This window comes from Acidobacteriota bacterium, assembly GCA_018268895.1.
GTDB lineage: Bacteria > Acidobacteriota > Terriglobia > Terriglobales > Acidobacteriaceae > Edaphobacter.
On record JAFDVP010000001.1, the window covers coordinates 439533 to 455867 of the forward strand.

The 16335-nt window shown below is 60.6% G+C and carries 14 protein-coding genes; 5 read left to right on the plus strand and 9 right to left on the minus strand.

All coding sequences use genetic code 11. The annotated features are described in order from the left end of the window. Nucleotides 1-73: 73 nt before the first annotated feature. Nucleotides 74-1195, minus strand: coding sequence for a BON domain-containing protein (locus JSS95_01910; protein ID MBS1798560.1), 1122 nt, complete (start codon nucleotides 1193-1195; stop codon nucleotides 74-76). A 460-nt stretch (nucleotides 1196-1655) separates the two neighbouring features. Here JSS95_01910 and JSS95_01915 point away from each other — a divergent pair, with 460 nt between their 5' ends. Together JSS95_01915 and JSS95_01920 are read left to right on the plus strand one after the other, a co-directional pair. After that, on the plus strand, nucleotides 1656-2045 hold the full coding sequence (locus JSS95_01915) for a YtxH domain-containing protein (GenBank protein MBS1798561.1): 390 nt from the start codon (nucleotides 1656-1658) through the stop codon (nucleotides 2043-2045). Between the two features lie 76 nt (nucleotides 2046-2121). Next, entirely contained in the window at nucleotides 2122-2679 is a 558-nt protein-coding gene (locus tag JSS95_01920) for a hypothetical protein (GenBank protein MBS1798562.1), read from the plus strand. A gap of 9 nt (nucleotides 2680-2688) precedes the next feature. On the opposite strand, the gene mnmA is transcribed toward JSS95_01920, so the two are convergent. Continuing rightward, the gene (mnmA, locus tag JSS95_01925) at nucleotides 2689-3810 is read right to left on the minus strand and encodes a tRNA 2-thiouridine(34) synthase MnmA (protein ID MBS1798563.1); all 1122 of its coding nucleotides are present in this window, start codon (nucleotides 3808-3810) and stop codon (nucleotides 2689-2691) included. A 106-nt stretch (nucleotides 3811-3916) separates the two neighbouring features. Between mnmA and JSS95_01930 the strand changes: the two genes are divergently transcribed. Together JSS95_01930 and tsaE are read left to right on the plus strand one after the other, a co-directional pair. Further along, nucleotides 3917-5503: an NAD(P)H-hydrate dehydratase gene (locus JSS95_01930; GenBank protein ID MBS1798564.1), complete on the plus strand. Its 1587-nt coding sequence runs from the start codon at nucleotides 3917-3919 to the stop codon at nucleotides 5501-5503. After that, nucleotides 5500-5967 (plus strand): tRNA (adenosine(37)-N6)-threonylcarbamoyltransferase complex ATPase subunit type 1 TsaE, encoded by a 468-nt coding sequence (gene tsaE / locus JSS95_01935; protein ID MBS1798565.1) that lies wholly within the window; start codon nucleotides 5500-5502, stop codon nucleotides 5965-5967. Before JSS95_01930 ends, tsaE begins: the two co-directional genes overlap by 4 nt. 119 nt (nucleotides 5968-6086) lie before the next feature. On the opposite strand, the gene JSS95_01940 is transcribed toward tsaE, so the two are convergent. From JSS95_01940 to JSS95_01965, 6 genes are all read right to left on the minus strand, one after another. Then, nucleotides 6087-6659 carry a redoxin domain-containing protein gene (locus JSS95_01940; GenBank protein MBS1798566.1) on the minus strand — a complete coding sequence of 191 codons (573 nt, stop codon included), beginning with the start codon at nucleotides 6657-6659 and terminating at the stop codon, nucleotides 6087-6089. 117 nt (nucleotides 6660-6776) lie between these two features. After that, nucleotides 6777-7511: a class I SAM-dependent methyltransferase gene (locus tag JSS95_01945; protein MBS1798567.1), complete on the minus strand. Its 735-nt coding sequence runs from the start codon at nucleotides 7509-7511 to the stop codon at nucleotides 6777-6779. Between the two features lie 57 nt (nucleotides 7512-7568). Continuing rightward, on the minus strand, nucleotides 7569-7940 hold the full coding sequence (locus JSS95_01950) for a metal-sulfur cluster assembly factor (GenBank protein MBS1798568.1): 372 nt from the start codon (nucleotides 7938-7940) through the stop codon (nucleotides 7569-7571). Between the two features lie 27 nt (nucleotides 7941-7967). Further along, entirely contained in the window at nucleotides 7968-8906 is a 939-nt protein-coding gene (locus JSS95_01955; GenBank protein ID MBS1798569.1) for a polyprenyl synthetase family protein, read from the minus strand. 40 nt (nucleotides 8907-8946) lie between these two features. After that, a complete protein-coding gene (locus JSS95_01960) occupies nucleotides 8947-10725 on the minus strand; it encodes a hypothetical protein (protein ID MBS1798570.1) in 1779 nt (592 codons plus the stop codon). Nucleotides 10726-10738: 13 nt separating this feature from the next. Continuing rightward, nucleotides 10739-13504 carry a penicillin acylase family protein gene (locus JSS95_01965; GenBank protein ID MBS1798571.1) on the minus strand — a complete coding sequence of 922 codons (2766 nt, stop codon included), beginning with the start codon at nucleotides 13502-13504 and terminating at the stop codon, nucleotides 10739-10741. A 115-nt stretch (nucleotides 13505-13619) separates the two neighbouring features. Between JSS95_01965 and JSS95_01970 the strand changes: the two genes are divergently transcribed. Continuing rightward, nucleotides 13620-15224, plus strand: a complete 1605-nt coding sequence (locus JSS95_01970) for a Na+/H+ antiporter (GenBank protein MBS1798572.1) — start codon at nucleotides 13620-13622, stop codon at nucleotides 15222-15224. On the opposite strand, the gene JSS95_01975 is transcribed toward JSS95_01970, so the two are convergent. Then, nucleotides 15217-16251 carry a CPBP family intramembrane metalloprotease gene (locus tag JSS95_01975; protein MBS1798573.1) on the minus strand — a complete coding sequence of 345 codons (1035 nt, stop codon included), beginning with the start codon at nucleotides 16249-16251 and terminating at the stop codon, nucleotides 15217-15219. The genes JSS95_01970 and JSS95_01975 overlap by 8 nt on opposite strands. Nucleotides 16252-16335 lie beyond the last annotated feature (84 nt).

A 16335-nucleotide genomic window follows, 5' to 3' on the forward strand; every position in this document is an offset into this window, starting at 1 on the left:
AGACCTTTTAACCAGCCTGCCACCTTTGGTTTGGATGCTTCAATGGAGAATTCAGCTAAACGTCTTCTGCGAATTACTGTGGCTGATCGGTGGAATCGGGTGGGTTCATAGGCCGGCGGCCGCTGCCGTGGGCCCCAGTCGTGCTCAACGTGTTTGCGGTGGAGACCCGAACCGTAACAGTGTTCGTGAGCTGGAAGTTCACCAGGCTCTCTGACGGAATTCTTACCTGTTCGCCGCGCGTGACGGTATTGGCACCGGCTCCGACGCCTGCTCCGGCAGCCGAGCCAATGGCTGCGCCCTTGCCGCCGCCAGCAATAGCGCCGATAATCGCGCCGATCGCCGCTCCGCCGCCGACCTTGGCTGCCGTGTTCTTGCCGCGTCCCTTTCCTTCGACGCTGTAGGGTTGCGTGCTTACGGCGAGCGAATCGCCATTGCGGTTGATGCTCACCAGCTCAACCGTCAGCAGAGAGTTGCCTTTATAGTGTGCAGCCTCTTGCACAGCCGAAACGCGGCCCGTAACGCCAGTACCCTGGCGAATGGCTACCAGGCCGTCTGCCATGACATCGGTGGCGAGCGTTCCTGAGAACGATTGCCCCTGCTGCGTCGTCGCGCTATCAAGCGTCTGCGTGATGCGTATTGGGATGGTAGTACCTGCGGGAATGGTCACCGTCTTGAAAGCCGGTGGCGGCGGAGGCGCGGGAGCAGCTACGGGAGCTGGCGCGGGGGCCGGGGCAGGAGCAGTCTGTGCAACGGAAGGTCTTTCGATCGGTGCCGGTCTGGGGGCAGCAACCGGCTTCGGGGCGGGTTTCTTTGCGGCCTTCGCCACTGCCGGCTCCGGGGCGGGTGCTGGTGTTGGCGCAACCGCAGCTGCTGCGGGCGCAGGTGCCGCAACGGTCAGGTTATTCACGACCGTCTTGATGCCTGTTACCTGGGCTACGTCCGATGCGGCCAAAGACCGCGCTGCTTCGTTGCTGACGGTTCCGTTCAAGGTTACGATTCCGTTGTCGACCGAGCTTTGGATCTGCTCTGAGCTCAGTGCACCGTCGCCTGCCAGGCGGCTATGCACTGCGGTGGCGAGAGTAGCGTCATCCGTAGCCGGGGCTGAAGAACTTTTGCAGCCCGCTGTGCTGAGCGCAAGCGACAGGGCTGATATAGCTGCGAGCGTACGTATTGGGGATGTCACCTGAATAGTCATCGTTTTCGTCTCTTTCCTGCTTCGGCACTCTGGTTGAACTTAATGGAAACGCCAACGGTGTGCGAGTTTATGCGAGTGTATCCGATGCGGTCTATGTCCTGACGCCGAAATTTCGAGGTTTCGCAACAGGACATACGGTTCACTTATTTGACGCTCCATCACACGTTCTGAGAGCAACTTGCAGGCGGCGCCGGAAGGCGAAGGTTCGCTGAAGGCACGCGCAACCTAATGGGGGGGGCGGGCATCCACTGATAGATGGCCGCGTCGGAACCCTTGCAGGGCTTATGCTACAGAAAGACTGTTACAAGCCCGCGAATACCGGAATGGAGTACATTGTTTCGTCAACGGGTTGCGGCGTTCGCCTATTATCTGTAAACCTGAGGAAACACATTATCTGTAAACCTGAGGAAACACAGTGTAGAGCAGCGGGACCATTTGAGGCCCGGGAGGAGAAAGACATATGGCTGATAACGACAACGGAGCAAGCGGACTGGGATGGTTCCTCGCAGGGCTGGGGCTTGGTGCGCTGGTAGGCGTTCTGTATGCGCCCAAGTCCGGAAAAGAGACGCGTGAAGACCTGAAAGCCAGTGCTCAGGACGCCAAAGAGAGGGCCTCTGTGCTCGCGCAGCAAGGCCGTGAACGCGCCTCCGAGTATGCCACGCAGGGCCGTGAACATCTCAATGACTACATTGATCGCGGGCGCGAGTACTACGACCGCGGCCGGACACAGTGGTCGCAGTATGTCGAAAAGGGCAAAGGCCTTGTTCAAGACCAGCAGAGCAAAATTTCCTCCGCGATCGACGCCGGCAAGCAGGCCTATACCAGCGCAACGCAGGAGACATCTTCGTAGCCTGTACATTGTGCAGGGGCCGGTTTGATGAAAAGCCGGACCCTGTCGCAGGTTCATGGTTAAGGAGAGAGACTCCATGATGATTTTGGGAATGTTGCTGCAGGATGCGGATTCGATCTCGAGCGGGAATTCACGTCTGTTGATGTTCTTTGTCGGAATGGTCGCCGTAGCCATGTTGGTTCAGGCGATCTTCGTCATCGTGGGCGTTATCATTGCGGCCAGAACGGCGAAACGTCTGACGGCGATCGCCGAACAGGTTCGTGAGAAGGCCCTTCCCGTGATCGACAGCACGCACGGCATCGTGCACGATCTCCAGCCCAAGATCCGTACCATTGCCGACAACTTCGTCGAGACCAGCCATGTCGTCCGATCCAAGGCGCAGGACTTCGACGCCACCATTACCGACGTCAATCAGCGCGCACGAGCGCAGACCGAGCGCGTCGATGACATGGTCTCATCCGTCCTCGATACGACTGCCGGCATCGCATCGACGATACAGAAGGGCGTACAGGTTCCCGTGCGCGAGTTTCACGGCATCATGAGCGGACTCAAAGCAGGGCTGGATGTTCTGGTTGGACGCGGCGAGAACCATCGCAGCAAGATCTACCCCGACGAAGACGAACGCAGCTTTTAAGTAAAGAAGCTAAACGATCCATCCACCACCGACGACCTCGTCGTCCTGGTAGAAGACGGCCGCCTGTCCGGGCGTAATCGCTCGCTGCGGCTCGTCGAACATAGCGTGAACCCGATCTCTTGCGCCTGTCAGCGTCGCAACGGCAGGGACGTGCCGGTGGCGAATCTTGATGGTCACGCGAAGTTCTTCACCCTCAGCCAGTCCTGGCACCGAGATCCAGTTCAGCCGGTCGGCCGTCAGTTCGCGCGACATCAGGCCCTCATCCGGCCCTACCGTCACCTGGTGCGAGTCGGGGTGAATCGCCAGCACGTAAAGCGGATTCGGTGAGCTGATACCCAGCCCCTTGCGCTGTCCGACCGTAAAGCTATGGATACCCTCGTGGTGCCCGATCACCTCGCCAGTCGTTGAGACAAGCTCTCCTGAAAGATCGGGCATCGGTTCATTCTGCTCTTCGAGGTAAGCCTTCAGAAATACGCTGTAGTCTCCGCCAGGGATAAAGCATATCTCCTGTGAATCGGGCTTTTGCGCAAGCGCAAGCCCGGCCTCGGCAGCGCGCTCGCGCACCTGGGGCTTCTGCATCTCGCCCAGCGGAAACAATGTGCGCGACAGTTGCTCCTGCGTCAGTCCAAATAGAAAGTATGTCTGGTCCTTCGACTTGTCTTCAGGCCGAGAGAGAATCCACCGCCCGCGTGCCTCGTCGTAGCGGTTGCGGGCGTAGTGGCCTGTTGCGATGCGTTCCGCCCCGATCTGCCGTGCTGTCAGCAGCAACTGGTCGAATTTCAGATGGTTATTGCACAGCGTGCAGGGAATGGGGGTCCGACCGGCAAGATATTCGTTCACGAAGGGTCGTACTACATCGGCCTCGAACCGCTCCTGCTGGTTGACGACGTAGTAGGGGATTCCAAGCTGTTCCGCGACCGCCCGAGCGTCGTAAACATCGTCGATCGAACAACAGCGCCCCTGTACAGCCTCAGGCATTCCGTCGTGCCCGGCCAGGCGCCGCTGGTTCCACAACTGGAGCGTCAACCCGACCACGTTCTGTCCTTCGGTGCGCAGCATCGCCGCCACCGTCGAGGAGTCGACCCCGCCGGACATGGCTACAGCAATCGTGTTGGTCGAATCGGCCGCCATACGTCCTCATTGTCTATTTTCGCAGAGTTTGGCCGCTTGCAGTGCCTTCACCAGGCTGGCCGCCGATTGGCTTCAACGCCTTGAATGAGATAGAAGGATGTAAGCGATGAAGATTCTTACATCGGCGGAGATGGGAGCGGCTGACCGGCGCACCGCGGAGGAGGCAGGCACACCGCTCAGCGCGCTGATGGAAGCGGCCGGAGCGGCCGTAGCCGCGTTCTGCCGCAGGCAATATCCCGCAGCGAGGCGCATCGTCGCGCTGTGCGGCAAGGGAAACAACGGCGGCGATGGCGTCGTGGCGGCCCGTCTGCTTTTGCAGGCAGGTCTCGATGTTCGCGTTGTCCTTCTCGGCAAAGCCAGTGAAGTAAAAGGCGATACGGCTACGGCGCTCTCCCGCTTGAGAGCCGAAGCCCCATACACTCTTTTGCTTGAGATAGAGGATGAGAAGGCTCTGACCGGGGTCTTCAAGGATAAAGATGGCGTCGATCTTCTCATTGATGCGGTTGTGGGAACAGGCTTTCGTCGGCCACTGCGTGGGCTTCCTGAAGCTGCACGTTCAATCGTGAACACGCTCGATGCTCCTGTGGTCGCTGTTGACCTGCCAAGCGGGTGGAATGCCGACTCGATGGAGCAGAGCGACGAAGGAGCATACCGCGCCGATGCGGTGGTCACCTTCACTGCGCCGAAGCTCGCGCACGTCTTCGGCTATCTGACGGCGGGGCCAGTCGTCGTGGCTCCCATTGGATCTCCCGATTCTGTCGTGTGCTCCGACAACAACCTGAACTGGACAGGTTCGTCGAAAGCAATTGCAGAAAAGCCCCGCGGCCCCAATTCGAACAAGGGCAGGTTCGGCCACGTTCTGGTTGTGGGAGGAAGCTATGGCACGGCGGGAGCCCCCGCAATGTCCTCCGTTGCCGCTCTGCGTACCGGAGCCGGTCTCGTAACGGCGGCGGTGCCGAAGTCGATCGTCAACCTGGTCGCGGGTATTGCGCCTGAGCTGATGGTCAGGCCGCTGGAGGAAGGGCCAGATGGCGCAATTGCTCTGGCAGACCTCGATGGCGCGAGACTGGATGCTCTGCTCGAACGCATAACCGTGCTGGCGGTTGGGCCCGGCCTCTCGCAGCGTGGAGACGCGAAATCTGTTGCGCGCGAGCTTCTGGCGAAGACGAAGCTGCCGCTCGTGCTCGATGCCGACGGACTGAATGCCCTCGATGGCTGTTCCGATCTGTTGGACGGAGCAGGCAGGACGCTGGTCCTTACGCCGCATCCCGGCGAGATGGCACGCCTTACCGGCCTGACAGTTAAAGCAGTGGAGGCTGACCGCATCGGTCTCGCGCGAAGGTTCGCTACAGAACATAAACTCACCCTGGTGCTCAAGGGATGGCGGACCCTGGTGGCACACCCCGATGGACGCATCGCGGTAAACACCAGCGGTAACCCATCGATGTCCAAGGGAGGGAGCGGCGACATTCTTACCGGCATTGTGGCTGCGATGCTCGCGCAATACTCCGGCGATGTCTCCTCTGCGGTTGAGGCCGCGGTCTATCTTCACGGCCTTGCGGGAGACTTCGCTGCGCGCGCGATGGATGAGCACACCGTTTTGGCAACGGACACGGTCGCGCATCTCTCTGATGCCTTCCGTTATCGCGTGTGCGATGAGGACGGCCTGACGTGGCTATGCGGATTGAGATGACAGAAGGAGAACCGTTGACGAAGTTTACGAGAGAGAAGAGATTCAGGACACGCAGCGTCGCAGGCACGCTCGCGCTGGGCGAGAGGATGACGGAGATTCTGCTGCCAACGCCGAAGCTGGTCGTGCTCCGCGGCGAAGTCGGAGCCGGAAAGACGACGCTGGTAAAGGGAATCGCTGCTGCCCTGGGGGCCGCAGGCGAAGAAGATGTCACCAGTCCGACCTTCACCCTTGTCCATGAGTACGTTGGACCGAAGGTGAAGCTTTATCATCTCGACCTCTATCGCCTCGAAACAGAACGGGAACTGGCATCTTTGGGCGTCGACGAGATGGCGTCAGAAGCCAATGCGCTGGTGCTGGTGGAGTGGGGTGAGCGCTTCGAGAGTATTGCAACGCGCGCCGACGCCGAGATCGCCATGGAACATGGCGAGGGCGAGGAGCGCTCGATGATGGTTCGCTGGCGCTAAGCTGTCTTTTTGCAAAAAAAATCGGCCCACAGGTATGTGTGTGTGAGCCGATGCGAATGCCTTGTCAGGCGAAGACGATCTTTTGCGCAGGTGTAAAGCGCTACGGTCAAGAACGGTCCCTAATTTTTCTGGGAGTGGGTGTTGGCCGTGAGGACGGCGAGCGCATCTGCCGGGGGCGTTTGGTCGCTCGACGTGCGTCCGGTATGGGCGTAGATCACAAAGCCACCCTTGGTAAGCAGAAAGGTGCTTGGATACGCCGTCTGGTTGGCGTCGTTCCACCGCAGACCGTACTGGTTCGTGAAGTGGTAGTCAGGATCCAGCAGGACGCGAACGTTGGACGGCAGGGAAGTGTTGCCGATCATCTGACGGGCATCTTCGACCAGGTTCTTGCTGTCGGCACCGGGATAGACAAACAGTACCTGCGCTCCGAGCGCGGCAAACTGCGCGGCGCTTTGTTGATAGCTCTGGAACTGGAGCTGAGAGAACGGGCATTGGTAGCCCGGGTAGCCGCGGAGGACGATCAGGACGACGCTGCCGGATGCATTTAGCGAGGAGAGCGTCACCTGCTCACCGCCGGGGGTTGAAAGGGTGAAGTCCGGGGCATACTGACCGATGCCGGGAGTCGCAGCGACGCAGGAAAGCGAGACAGCGAGCAGAAGTACGGGGAGGAGAAACAATCTGCGCTTGCTCATGTGGCCGATTATGAAAGCTGGGAAGCCGTCCAGTAATACCACTTTGGAGGCATCCGGGACGGTTGTGATTGGCGTAAGTGTTGCTGGGAGAGGTGTTTCCGCTTTCCCTTGAAAGCGTTACCTAACGTCGCCGCGGCCCGTGTAACGATAGATCGCGCAGAGTTCGTCGCCGGTCGAACCATATTCTTCCTGCTGGGCGATCGCCTCAAGATCGGCAGCGTGGTCTTCGGGAGTCATCGGCACGGGGCCTTGCCACAGGAGCGTGAACGCAGGGTGGCGGTCGAATGTGGCAGTATGCTCCGCGTTGACGTAGAGCACATCCAGCGTGCCGGGCCGTTTGGCGAAGGCCGACTCGATGCGGCGGAGGAAGGCTTTGAGCACGGGTGCTTCGAACGGATGAAAGAGAAAGACCAGTGCCGGGGTCGAGGGAAGATCAAAGCTAAGTGCATCCTCATGTACGATCTGGATCGGGGCAACGGCCGGGGCAGTCGGATCGCCTGTGTGAGTGCGCGCCCATGTATCGACATTTGCTTGCGCAATAGAGGCCATGGCCGCGTTTAGTTCTACGCCGATGACCTTGCGGAAGGGAAACTCGCTGGCCAGCATGGCGGCGCGGCCCTTGCCTGCTCCAATGTCGAGAAAGATGTAGTCGGTGATGTGATGCGGTGGGGCAGTCGCAAGCCAGCGCTCGACCAGAGTGCGCAGGATGGAAGGAGCAACGCCGTAGTACGCAGTAACGTGCTCGTCGTTTTCGTGGCCAGTGACCAGGTCCTTTGCTGGAACCAGGCCGCTGGTGTCGGTGCCGTGAATCTGGTCGAAGGGGTGGATCGGCGTTGCCGTCGCCTTGAGCAGATCGCGTGGGCGTATCGGCTGTACTTTTTTCGTGGTGGTCTTTGATTTCGACATGCGCTAGCGGATCTGGACCAGGTTGGGGTTGCCTTCGAGACCGAGGATGCGGCGGCCAGCAGGGGTAATCTGCTGCGGCGTCCATGCAGGCTCAGTGAGCACGACGACCTCTGTGTCGCCTGCCGCCTCCAACCCCGCCAGACGGTTGCGAATCTGTGCGGTCACCTGAGCCGCGGTTTCGTCGGTCGGGCTGGTAAGGGTAAGCTCTACGCGGATGCGGTGTTTTTGTGGAACGCCTGGAATTCCCGCACCGGGGGCTTCGGGATCGCGAATGACTGAGACGGCCCGGACGAGTCCCAGGTCGACGATGTTGCAGGGGAGCGCTGGATCGTAGCAGTCTCTGAGAGCAGTAAGTATGTCGGCTTCGGTGAGCATCGTTGAACTGAGGATAGACATTTGCGGTCAGTGCTTGCGTTCGACCAGATAGCTGGCAAGCGCCTTGAGTGGGTCGGCGGCTTTGTCGAAGGGCTCCAGCGCGGCAAAGGCATCGGAGATCAGATCCTCGGCGTCCTTGATGGAGCGGTCGATGCCGTAGACGGCGGGCCATGTGGCCTTGATGCTGGCCGTGTCCTTGCCGGCGGTCTTGCCCAGTTCTTCCGAGCTTTGCGTCATGTCGAGAACATCGTCGACGATTTGGAAGGCGAGCCCTGCTTTTTCGCCGAAGGTGCGCAGGCGGCCGATGGTGTCGGCGTGGAAGTCGTGGTCGATGTGAGCCAATCCATAGATGCCCCCGGAGACGATTGAAGTCGTGATGAGCGCTCCGGTCTTGGCGCGGTGGATGGCTTCGACCAACTCGGCGGTCGGTTGCTTCCCCTCGGACTCGATATCGACGACTTGGCCGCCGATCATGCCCGGAGGCAGCGGGCTGTTGGCGCCGACACCTGTGCCGATGGCGAGGGATATCTCACGCACGATGGAGACGGTAGTGGAAGGCGGTGTGGACAGTGCGGCGAGAGTCTGGAAGGCGAGCGTCTGTAGAGCGTCACCCGCGAGGATGGCGATGGCTTCTCCGAAGACGACGTGGCAGGTAGGCTTGCCGCGGCGCAAATCGTCGTTGTCGAGCGCGGGAAGATCGTCGTGGATGAGCGAGTAGGTATGGATCATCTCGAGCGCGGAGCCGAGGTCGGCCGCTCCAACAGGAACCTCGCCTGTGCCTGAGGTCATCCGTGCCGCCTCCATTGCGAGAATGGGGCGCAAGCGCTTACCGCCCGCAAAGATGCTGTGACGCATGGCGCGATGGATCGAATGCGGTGCGGTATCAGGAGACGGGAGAAGGCGTTCGAGAGCCGCGTCGATAACTTCGACGCCGGTGCGGAGCAGATTCTGGACTGAGACGTTCATCTGATGTCGATGATAAATCAGCGTGGCGAACTCGGCCGGTTCAGTCCTGCCTGTTCAATACGTTACGCACAAGCAGCACGGTGAAACAAAACAGCGAGAGCGCGCTGATCAGGTAGCCAAGATCCTGGTCGGTTAGCTCGACGTATTCGATGCCGATGTGGACTGGTCCTGAAGGAAGGGGAACGGCGATGAGTCCGTCATCACGCCGCAGACGCGTATTGACGGATGCGCCGTTCAACGTGATGCGCCATGCCGGGTAGTCTCGGAGGTTGAGGATGAGCGCCTGTGGCGTTGCCGGAGCGAGATCGAGCTGTCGCGGAGCTGGGCCTGGCATTGCGCCGTTCGTAGGCGGGGATGCCGCATCCGCGCTGAGCCAGTAGCCTGGGTTGCGATCGCCAAGCGAGTCGTTGTCCGCGGTAATGGGCGTGTACTCATCGGTGGGATCGGTGCCTGGGTTGGAAGAATGAAAGATGGCGAGGCGCGCGGGTAGCGTGTCTTCGGGATAGCAGCGCTGGTGAAAGATACTGTAGGCGGGGAGGGCAAAGATGGTTGCCGATACAAGTGTAACGACGACTGCCTGTGTAGTCTTCAATGAGAGGCGCGATAGAGCGGCTGCCAGTGCGAAAGCAAAGACGGTTGCGAGTATGGCGACGAGACGCCATGGGAACTGGAGAAAACGAAGCTCCGGAAGATGCTGCCAGAAGAAGGCGGACAGCGGCGTAAGCATGAAGACAATCGCCAGCGCGAGGACGGCGAGAGAGAAGGTGAGCTGAACAGGAGCGGTCGCGCCTTTGTGCGATGGGGCACCCGATTTGGTGGCGGCATCGCGGTCCGTGAGATAAAGCAGAGCCAGAGCCGCGAAGGTAAGAACAATGATAAAGATGGCAACAATTGAAGCCGTTTTGAGGACGGCGTCGTGTTCCGGATTGGCTGTGTGCTGGAAGAGAAAGTTGTCCTGCGGGCGCAGGCCGGGAAGGATGGCAAATGCGATCTGGACGAAGCGACGCTCGTAAGCAGCGGGAACGATGTAGAAGGCGGCGAGACCGAGTCCCAGCAGGGTGCCGGTGACGGTATTAACGGTGAGGTGGAGGCTATTCGTTCCAGCATCCGGTGGAGCTGTGTCACTGGTTGCAGAAGCGGTCGTTCTATTGTGCGATGCCCACCTTAGCGGCAGAAAGCGCCGCATGAATGGGGCACCCGGATTTAAGGATGAGAGGAAGAGCCGGACAGCCGCAAGCAAAGCGAGAGCGTAGCAGCCCATGACAGCAGCAGGCGCATTGGTCAGCCACAGCAAAGCAACAGGAATCGCGATGCGGGGTATGGTGACGCGATCTCTCAGTACCGCATGAAGCAGAAGCGGAAGCCACGCCGCGGCGAGAAGCTCCGCATAGGCGCTTCGCTCGTATGCGGTGTAGAGCGTATACGGATTTGCGATGTAGATCGCGGCTGCCAGCAGAGCGGCGTTAGGTGTTGTGAAGCTTCGAGCCGCGTAGTTGAGCGCGAGGCCAGCGGCAGTGAGGCATATCCATATGTAGACGACTGGGGTCCACGCCCAGGGCATGATAAGGCCGAGCATTCCGCCGATGGCCCACGAGAGCGGAGGATAGAAGACGAAGCGCGGCTCGCCTGCGTTCCAGGCAGGAGTGAAGGCCCAATGCGGATGAATCGTTCCGTGCGCGAACTGACGGGCCGCCTCGAACCAACTGATGATGTGGAAGTCGAAGTCGTGGCCGCACGAGCAGCCGCGAACGATCATCGGAAGCACGGCAATGAACGCTGCGATCGGAAGCAGGATGTACGGTCGGCGGTCACGCAGCATAACGGGCAGGTTCTCAGGGTGTCAGTGTCAGTATGTGTTTTGTTGCTGCATTGGTGGCTGCGGTCGAGAATGGCATAGGGAAGGTATTGCCGTTGTACCATGCAGGCCACTGGTCGAGAAAGAAAGGGCTGGCGGGATTGCCCGACTCGCCCAGCACAACGTTGAGCGTCGAGTTATCGAGGTCCGCCAGATTGGCGGTAAAGCGCTCGGAGGGGCCGAAGGTGCGGCCCACCTGCTTCACCGTGCTGTCATCGCCGCTCTGCGGCTGAACGCCTGTACCGATGCGCAGCCCTATCAGGTAACGCAGCAGGCGCGACTGGCTGTAGATGGGATGTTCGATATCGACAGGATGAGTGTGGCCGTACTTCCAGCGGCTGAGGTCGGACGGGGCCTCCCGGTCGCGTAGTCCGCGATCCACCACCGCAGTCAGCAGGTCATCCCAGTTGGCGTAACCGGATGGCAGCCAGCGCGCTGGCGTGTGCATGATGATCTGCTCGGCGGCGTAGCTCTTCGCTCCCCACGTGTAGAGCGCAGCCTGTGTTGCAGGCGCGGTGGTGTTTTTGGGAATGGACGCAGTTGCGGCAGTCGCCGTGCCGAGCCGCGGATCGAGAATGAGTTCCCACAGCGCAGCTCGTGCGGCATCGACGATGGAGGGAGCCACGGCGTCGATCTCAACCGAGCCGTTCCAGTTGCGCATGATATCGGCAGCCTGGTGGAGGCGGCGGTCTTTCGTGGAGGAGTGGTCGATGGCGTAGGCCAGACGCTGAGCAATGACACGGTCGAGATCGGAGTAGACGTCGGTCTGGAGTGAGAGCATGTCGCTGGGCGCGAGACGGTCGCGTGAGGAGAGCACCTTCCAGATGCGTTCATTGCGGTACGGCGCGGCCCAGTCGAGCGTGATGGTGTAGGGGTAGTTGTCCGGGGTCACGCGCGCGTTGGCGGTGGCCAACACTCCCCCTGGGGGATCGAAGGACTGCGGAAGAGCGACGAAGGGAATGTAGCCGATCCAGTCGAAGTGCCCGGTAACAGCGTCGACCGGCACAGGGCTGACTGGAGTCGGTTGCACAACCTGAACCGGCGCGGGAGGCTGTGCAGCGTTGCCCGGTTCAGCGGGAGGTGCAGGCTGAAGGAGCGCAGGAATTGCGGGTGGCGGAGCAGGCTGATCGGGATTGACGCGTATGGGGATGCGTCCCACTGCGTGGTAGCCAATGTGGCCCTGGTCGTCGGCGTAGACGACGTTCTGCGCTGGGCCGCCGAAGCTGGCGAAGGCCGCAAGGAAGCTGGGCCAGTCGGAGGCTGAGTTGATGTCGAGCAGAGGAGCGGAGAGGGTGGCGGGATCGTAGATGGCCCAGCGCAGAGTGAGCGTGCGTGTCTCGCTTGGCAGCAGCGTTGTGATGACCGGGGTAAGCATCTCGCCGTGCTGTGTGGACGCAACATCGAGTGTCACGTCGGGCCTTCCCTTCACGTGGATCACTTCGGTCTGATGGAGCACGGGGTGCCACTCTCCATTTGCGGACTGAAACTCCGTGGAGGATCCGCTGCCGCGCAGGTGCTCGATGTAGATGTCCTGCACATCGGCGCCGAGGTTGGTGAAGCCCCAGGCGATATGAGCGTTGTGGCCGACGATGATGAAGGGCACGCCGGGAAGGGAGACTCCTGCGGCGTGGAAGTCTCCTGCGGCAGTGGATGCTTCGAGGTCGGCCTCATACCAGACACCGGGGAGGGTGTGGCTCAAGTGCATATCGTTCGAGAGCAGAGGACGGCCGGAAGCGGTGCGCGCTCCCGAGACAACCCAGTTTCCGGAGCCTGCGCGGCAACCTTCGCAGAGGGGAGTGAGCGCATGGGTAAGAGCGATGAGATCCGAGGACGAAGCAGTTCGAGCTTCGCTCGAGTGGCCCACCTTAGCCGTCTTTGACGGCGAAGATGGGGCACCCGGGATTGTTGGGATAGCGAGCTTCGATTGTGACTCGTCCAGCGGAATGTCGGGAAGCTCCTGCGGTGCCGTCAGGTCGACCTGCGGCTGCGCCGGCGGGTGGTCGCGCCACGAGCCGACGGGGTAGAGGTCGGTAACAAGTTCCGGTGCAAGATGCGCTGTGAGCGCCTCGCGGTTAAGTTTAGAGGGAAACGAGTTGGTCAGATCCTGAAACATGACGAGCCCGATGAGCAGGGAGTCGCGTGCGGTCCACGGCGCGGGCTGGTAGCGAAGGACGCGGAACTCAAGCGGAAGGTGAGAGCGCTGCTGTTCGATGGAGGCGTTGACGCCGCGCGCGTAGACCTCAAGGTAGTGCCGCTGCTCGGCAGGGACAGAGGAGATACTGCGGTCTGCCGTGGCGCGAAGTTGCAGGACGCGCTGGATGCGGTCGTGTTGCAGCAGTGAAGGCCCTAGGACCTCGGCCAGCTCGCCGGCGGCATGGCGGCGCATCAGGTCCATCTGGAAGAGACGGTCCTGTGCGGTCGTAAAGCCCTGCGCAAAGACGAGATCGTCGAGCGTGGCTGCATGGATGTGCGGTACGCCGCGAGCGTCACGCTGCACCGTGACGTTGGCCGAGAGACCGGGAGCGGAGAGGGTGCCGTCGATCTGCGGCAGGGAGGCTGTAAGCGTCTGCTGTATCCAGTGCCGTACGCCGACGAAGGCCGTGAGCAGAAGGATCAGAAGGATGCAGGTCGATATCGTCGCAGCCTTGGCGAAGCGGCCGGAGCGCTGTGGGGAGATGCTCTGTTCGGTACGGGGGCGTCGGGGAATAAGGACCGGTTCCGGAGTCGGTTGAGGGAGGCTCATTGCGTTAGCAAAAGTCTAAATGTTTGGATGCAGTTACGTGGAACGTACGGGTTGGTGGCACGAAGAGTTGAAGTTTTGGTTTACTGAAGGTCTAGGTTGATTGAGAGGAGGGCTTTTGGAGTCGGTAGCGAGTCTCCATGCAATCGAACGGGTGGTGCTTCTGCTGCTGGTGATGGTGGCCGCGTTTGCGGTGATCGCCCACAGGTTGAAGACACCGTATCCGATCGTGCTTGTGCTGGCAGGGCTTCTGCTCAGCTTTATGCCGCACATGCCGCGTATCCCGCTCAACCCAAATTTTGTCTTTGTAATCTTTCTTCCGCCGCTGCTTTATTCGGCGGCATGGACTGTCTCATGGAGAGACTTCAGGCGAAATCTTCTGATCATCTCGCTGCTTGCCGTGGGGCTGGTTGGGTTCACGGTGTGGGGCGTTGCGGTGTTTTCCGAGCACTTCATCACGGCGCTCGACTGGAAGGCCGGCTTCCTGCTGGGCGCGGTCTTGTCCACGACCGACGCAATTGCCGCGACATCGGTGGCCAAATCGCTCGGGCTGCCGCGGCGTATCGTCGACATTCTTGAAGGCGAGAGCCTGCTGAACGATGCGACCGGCCTGCTCGCTTTAGAGATTGGGCTGAGCTTGCTTGCGCGCGGCGATCTCCCGACGCTTGGTGAAAGCCTGGGAAGGCTGGCCTACATGATTGTAGGAGGGCTGGGGATCGGCCTGCTGATCGGTCTGGTCGTTGCCTGGTTTGAAAAGTTCGTTGACAACGGCCCGGTGGAACTGGTGTTGAGCCTGATCGTTCCTTATGCGGCATATCTTGCAGGCGAAGAAGCGAAGGCTTCAGGTGTGCTCGCGGTTGTGGCATGTGGGCTCTATGTGAGCCGCCAGAGCGCAAGAATCTTCTCGCCCGCCGTGCGCATACAGGTGACGGGCGCGTGGCAGGCGATGACGTTTGTCCTGAACGGTATCGTCTTTCTGCTGATCGGCCTCCAGATGCCCTATGTGCTGGCCGGAATTCAGGGTGGCTACAGCATGGTGACGCTGTTGGAATACGGCGCCGCCTTCAGCGCCATCCTGATCGCACTGCGGATGATCTGGGTTGCGCCGGCTGTATGGCTGGCGAATTTCAAGAACTGGTTGAAGCAGCGAAATGAACATATCTCGCAACGCGAGACCTTTGTGATTGGATGGACGGGGATGCGCGGCGTTATCGCGCTGGCCGCCGCGGTCTCTGTGCCGGAGATGATCAATGGGCAGGAGTTCGGCCCGCGCAACCTGATCGTCTTTCTCACGTTCATGGTGATCCTGGTCACGCTGGTGTTGCAGGGGCTGACGTTGCCGTCAGTGATCCGCGCTCTCGGTCTGGAGGGTGAGACCGGCATGGAGCCCGAAGAGCGCGAGGCGCGAAGGCTCGCTCTGAAGGAGGCCCTCGGATATCTGGAGCAGGGCCGGCAGGGAAAGAGCGAAGCCTATGCTCACGCGTATGACGACCTGATCGACCGTTACGAGCATCGCCTCGCCGAGTTGATCGAAGACGAATCGGAGCACGGAGCCACCAAATCGCAGGTCTACCAGGAGCTGGTGCGTGCGGCGCGCGGCGCACTTGAAGCGGAGCGCAAGACGATCATCCACCTGCGTGACGAGGGAGCGATCTCCGACGATGTGCTTCGCAAGATGGAGCGCGTGCTCGACCTGGAAGAGAGCAAATACCAGATCAGTTAGCGAGCGCGGTGCCGTCTTCGGCAGAGGATGCTGGCGGAGGCAGGGGCATCTTCGTCGCGTAATCGGAGGCGTTGCGCGGCTGGGTGAAGTGAACGAGCAACGCCAACAACGCAAGCACAGGAAGGCAGTAGACACTGCCTTCGGGGCCAGTGGCCCCACCGCTCAACAGCGGCGTCCCAACGGGATGCGTTGCGAGCAGACGATGTCCAACGAAGGTCCCGCTGTCGGCAACTCCGAAGAGGAATGACTGGCCGTAGTCCCACGCAGCGTGAAGTCCAATGGCCCACCAAAGCGAACCCGTGCGCCAAAGGCTGAAGCAGAAGAGCAGGGAAGCAAGCCCCGCACAAATAAGCCCGGCGGGACTCTCTCCGGGGTTGGAGCCATGCACGGCCCCAAAGCCGAACGAGATCAGTGCGGCTGCGGCCCAGAAACCGAAGGCACGTGGATCAATCTTCGCCGAGATGCGTGGAGCAAGTCCAGCCAGGCCGCGGGCGAGCGTGTATTGCAGAAATCCGCGGAAGAGGTACTCCTCAAAGAAACCGATGGCCAGGAAGCCGGGAATCCACAGCAGAGCGTAGCGGAAGGCGTCGCCGCCGAAGAGAAGCCGCCGGTCGATGACGAGCAGATTCGCCTTGAGCAGAAAGAAAACAAGCAGAGAGATGGCCGCGAGTCCGGTGATGGCGCCACTCAGCAGCCGGACGATCTTTTTATCGTCGCCAAGACCGTAGATGCTGATAGGTCGGTCTTCGATCTTCGCCATCACCCAGGTGACCAGCGCCGCAACAAGGAACCCTGAGACCTCAAGCACGAAGACCGGCAGCGGTCCGGGAGCGTGTTCCATCGTATGTGGCGAGACAAGGTGAGTTGCCTGCAACACACCGTTCATGCACTTGAAGAAGACGACGAGCATGACGATGGCGATTACGATGCTCCATCCGGCGCGAAGGCCATAAGGACCGAAGAAGACGGGCGAGTGCTCGTTGTGCGCGGTCGTGTGCTCTGGGGTGACGGGAAGATCTTCTTGCAATGCTGGACCTCGTGGCGAATGGTGTCGCCTGTCTGTGAGCATATAGCAGTGCGTCGTAGCCCATTCAGCTTGTCGATGGAAGAA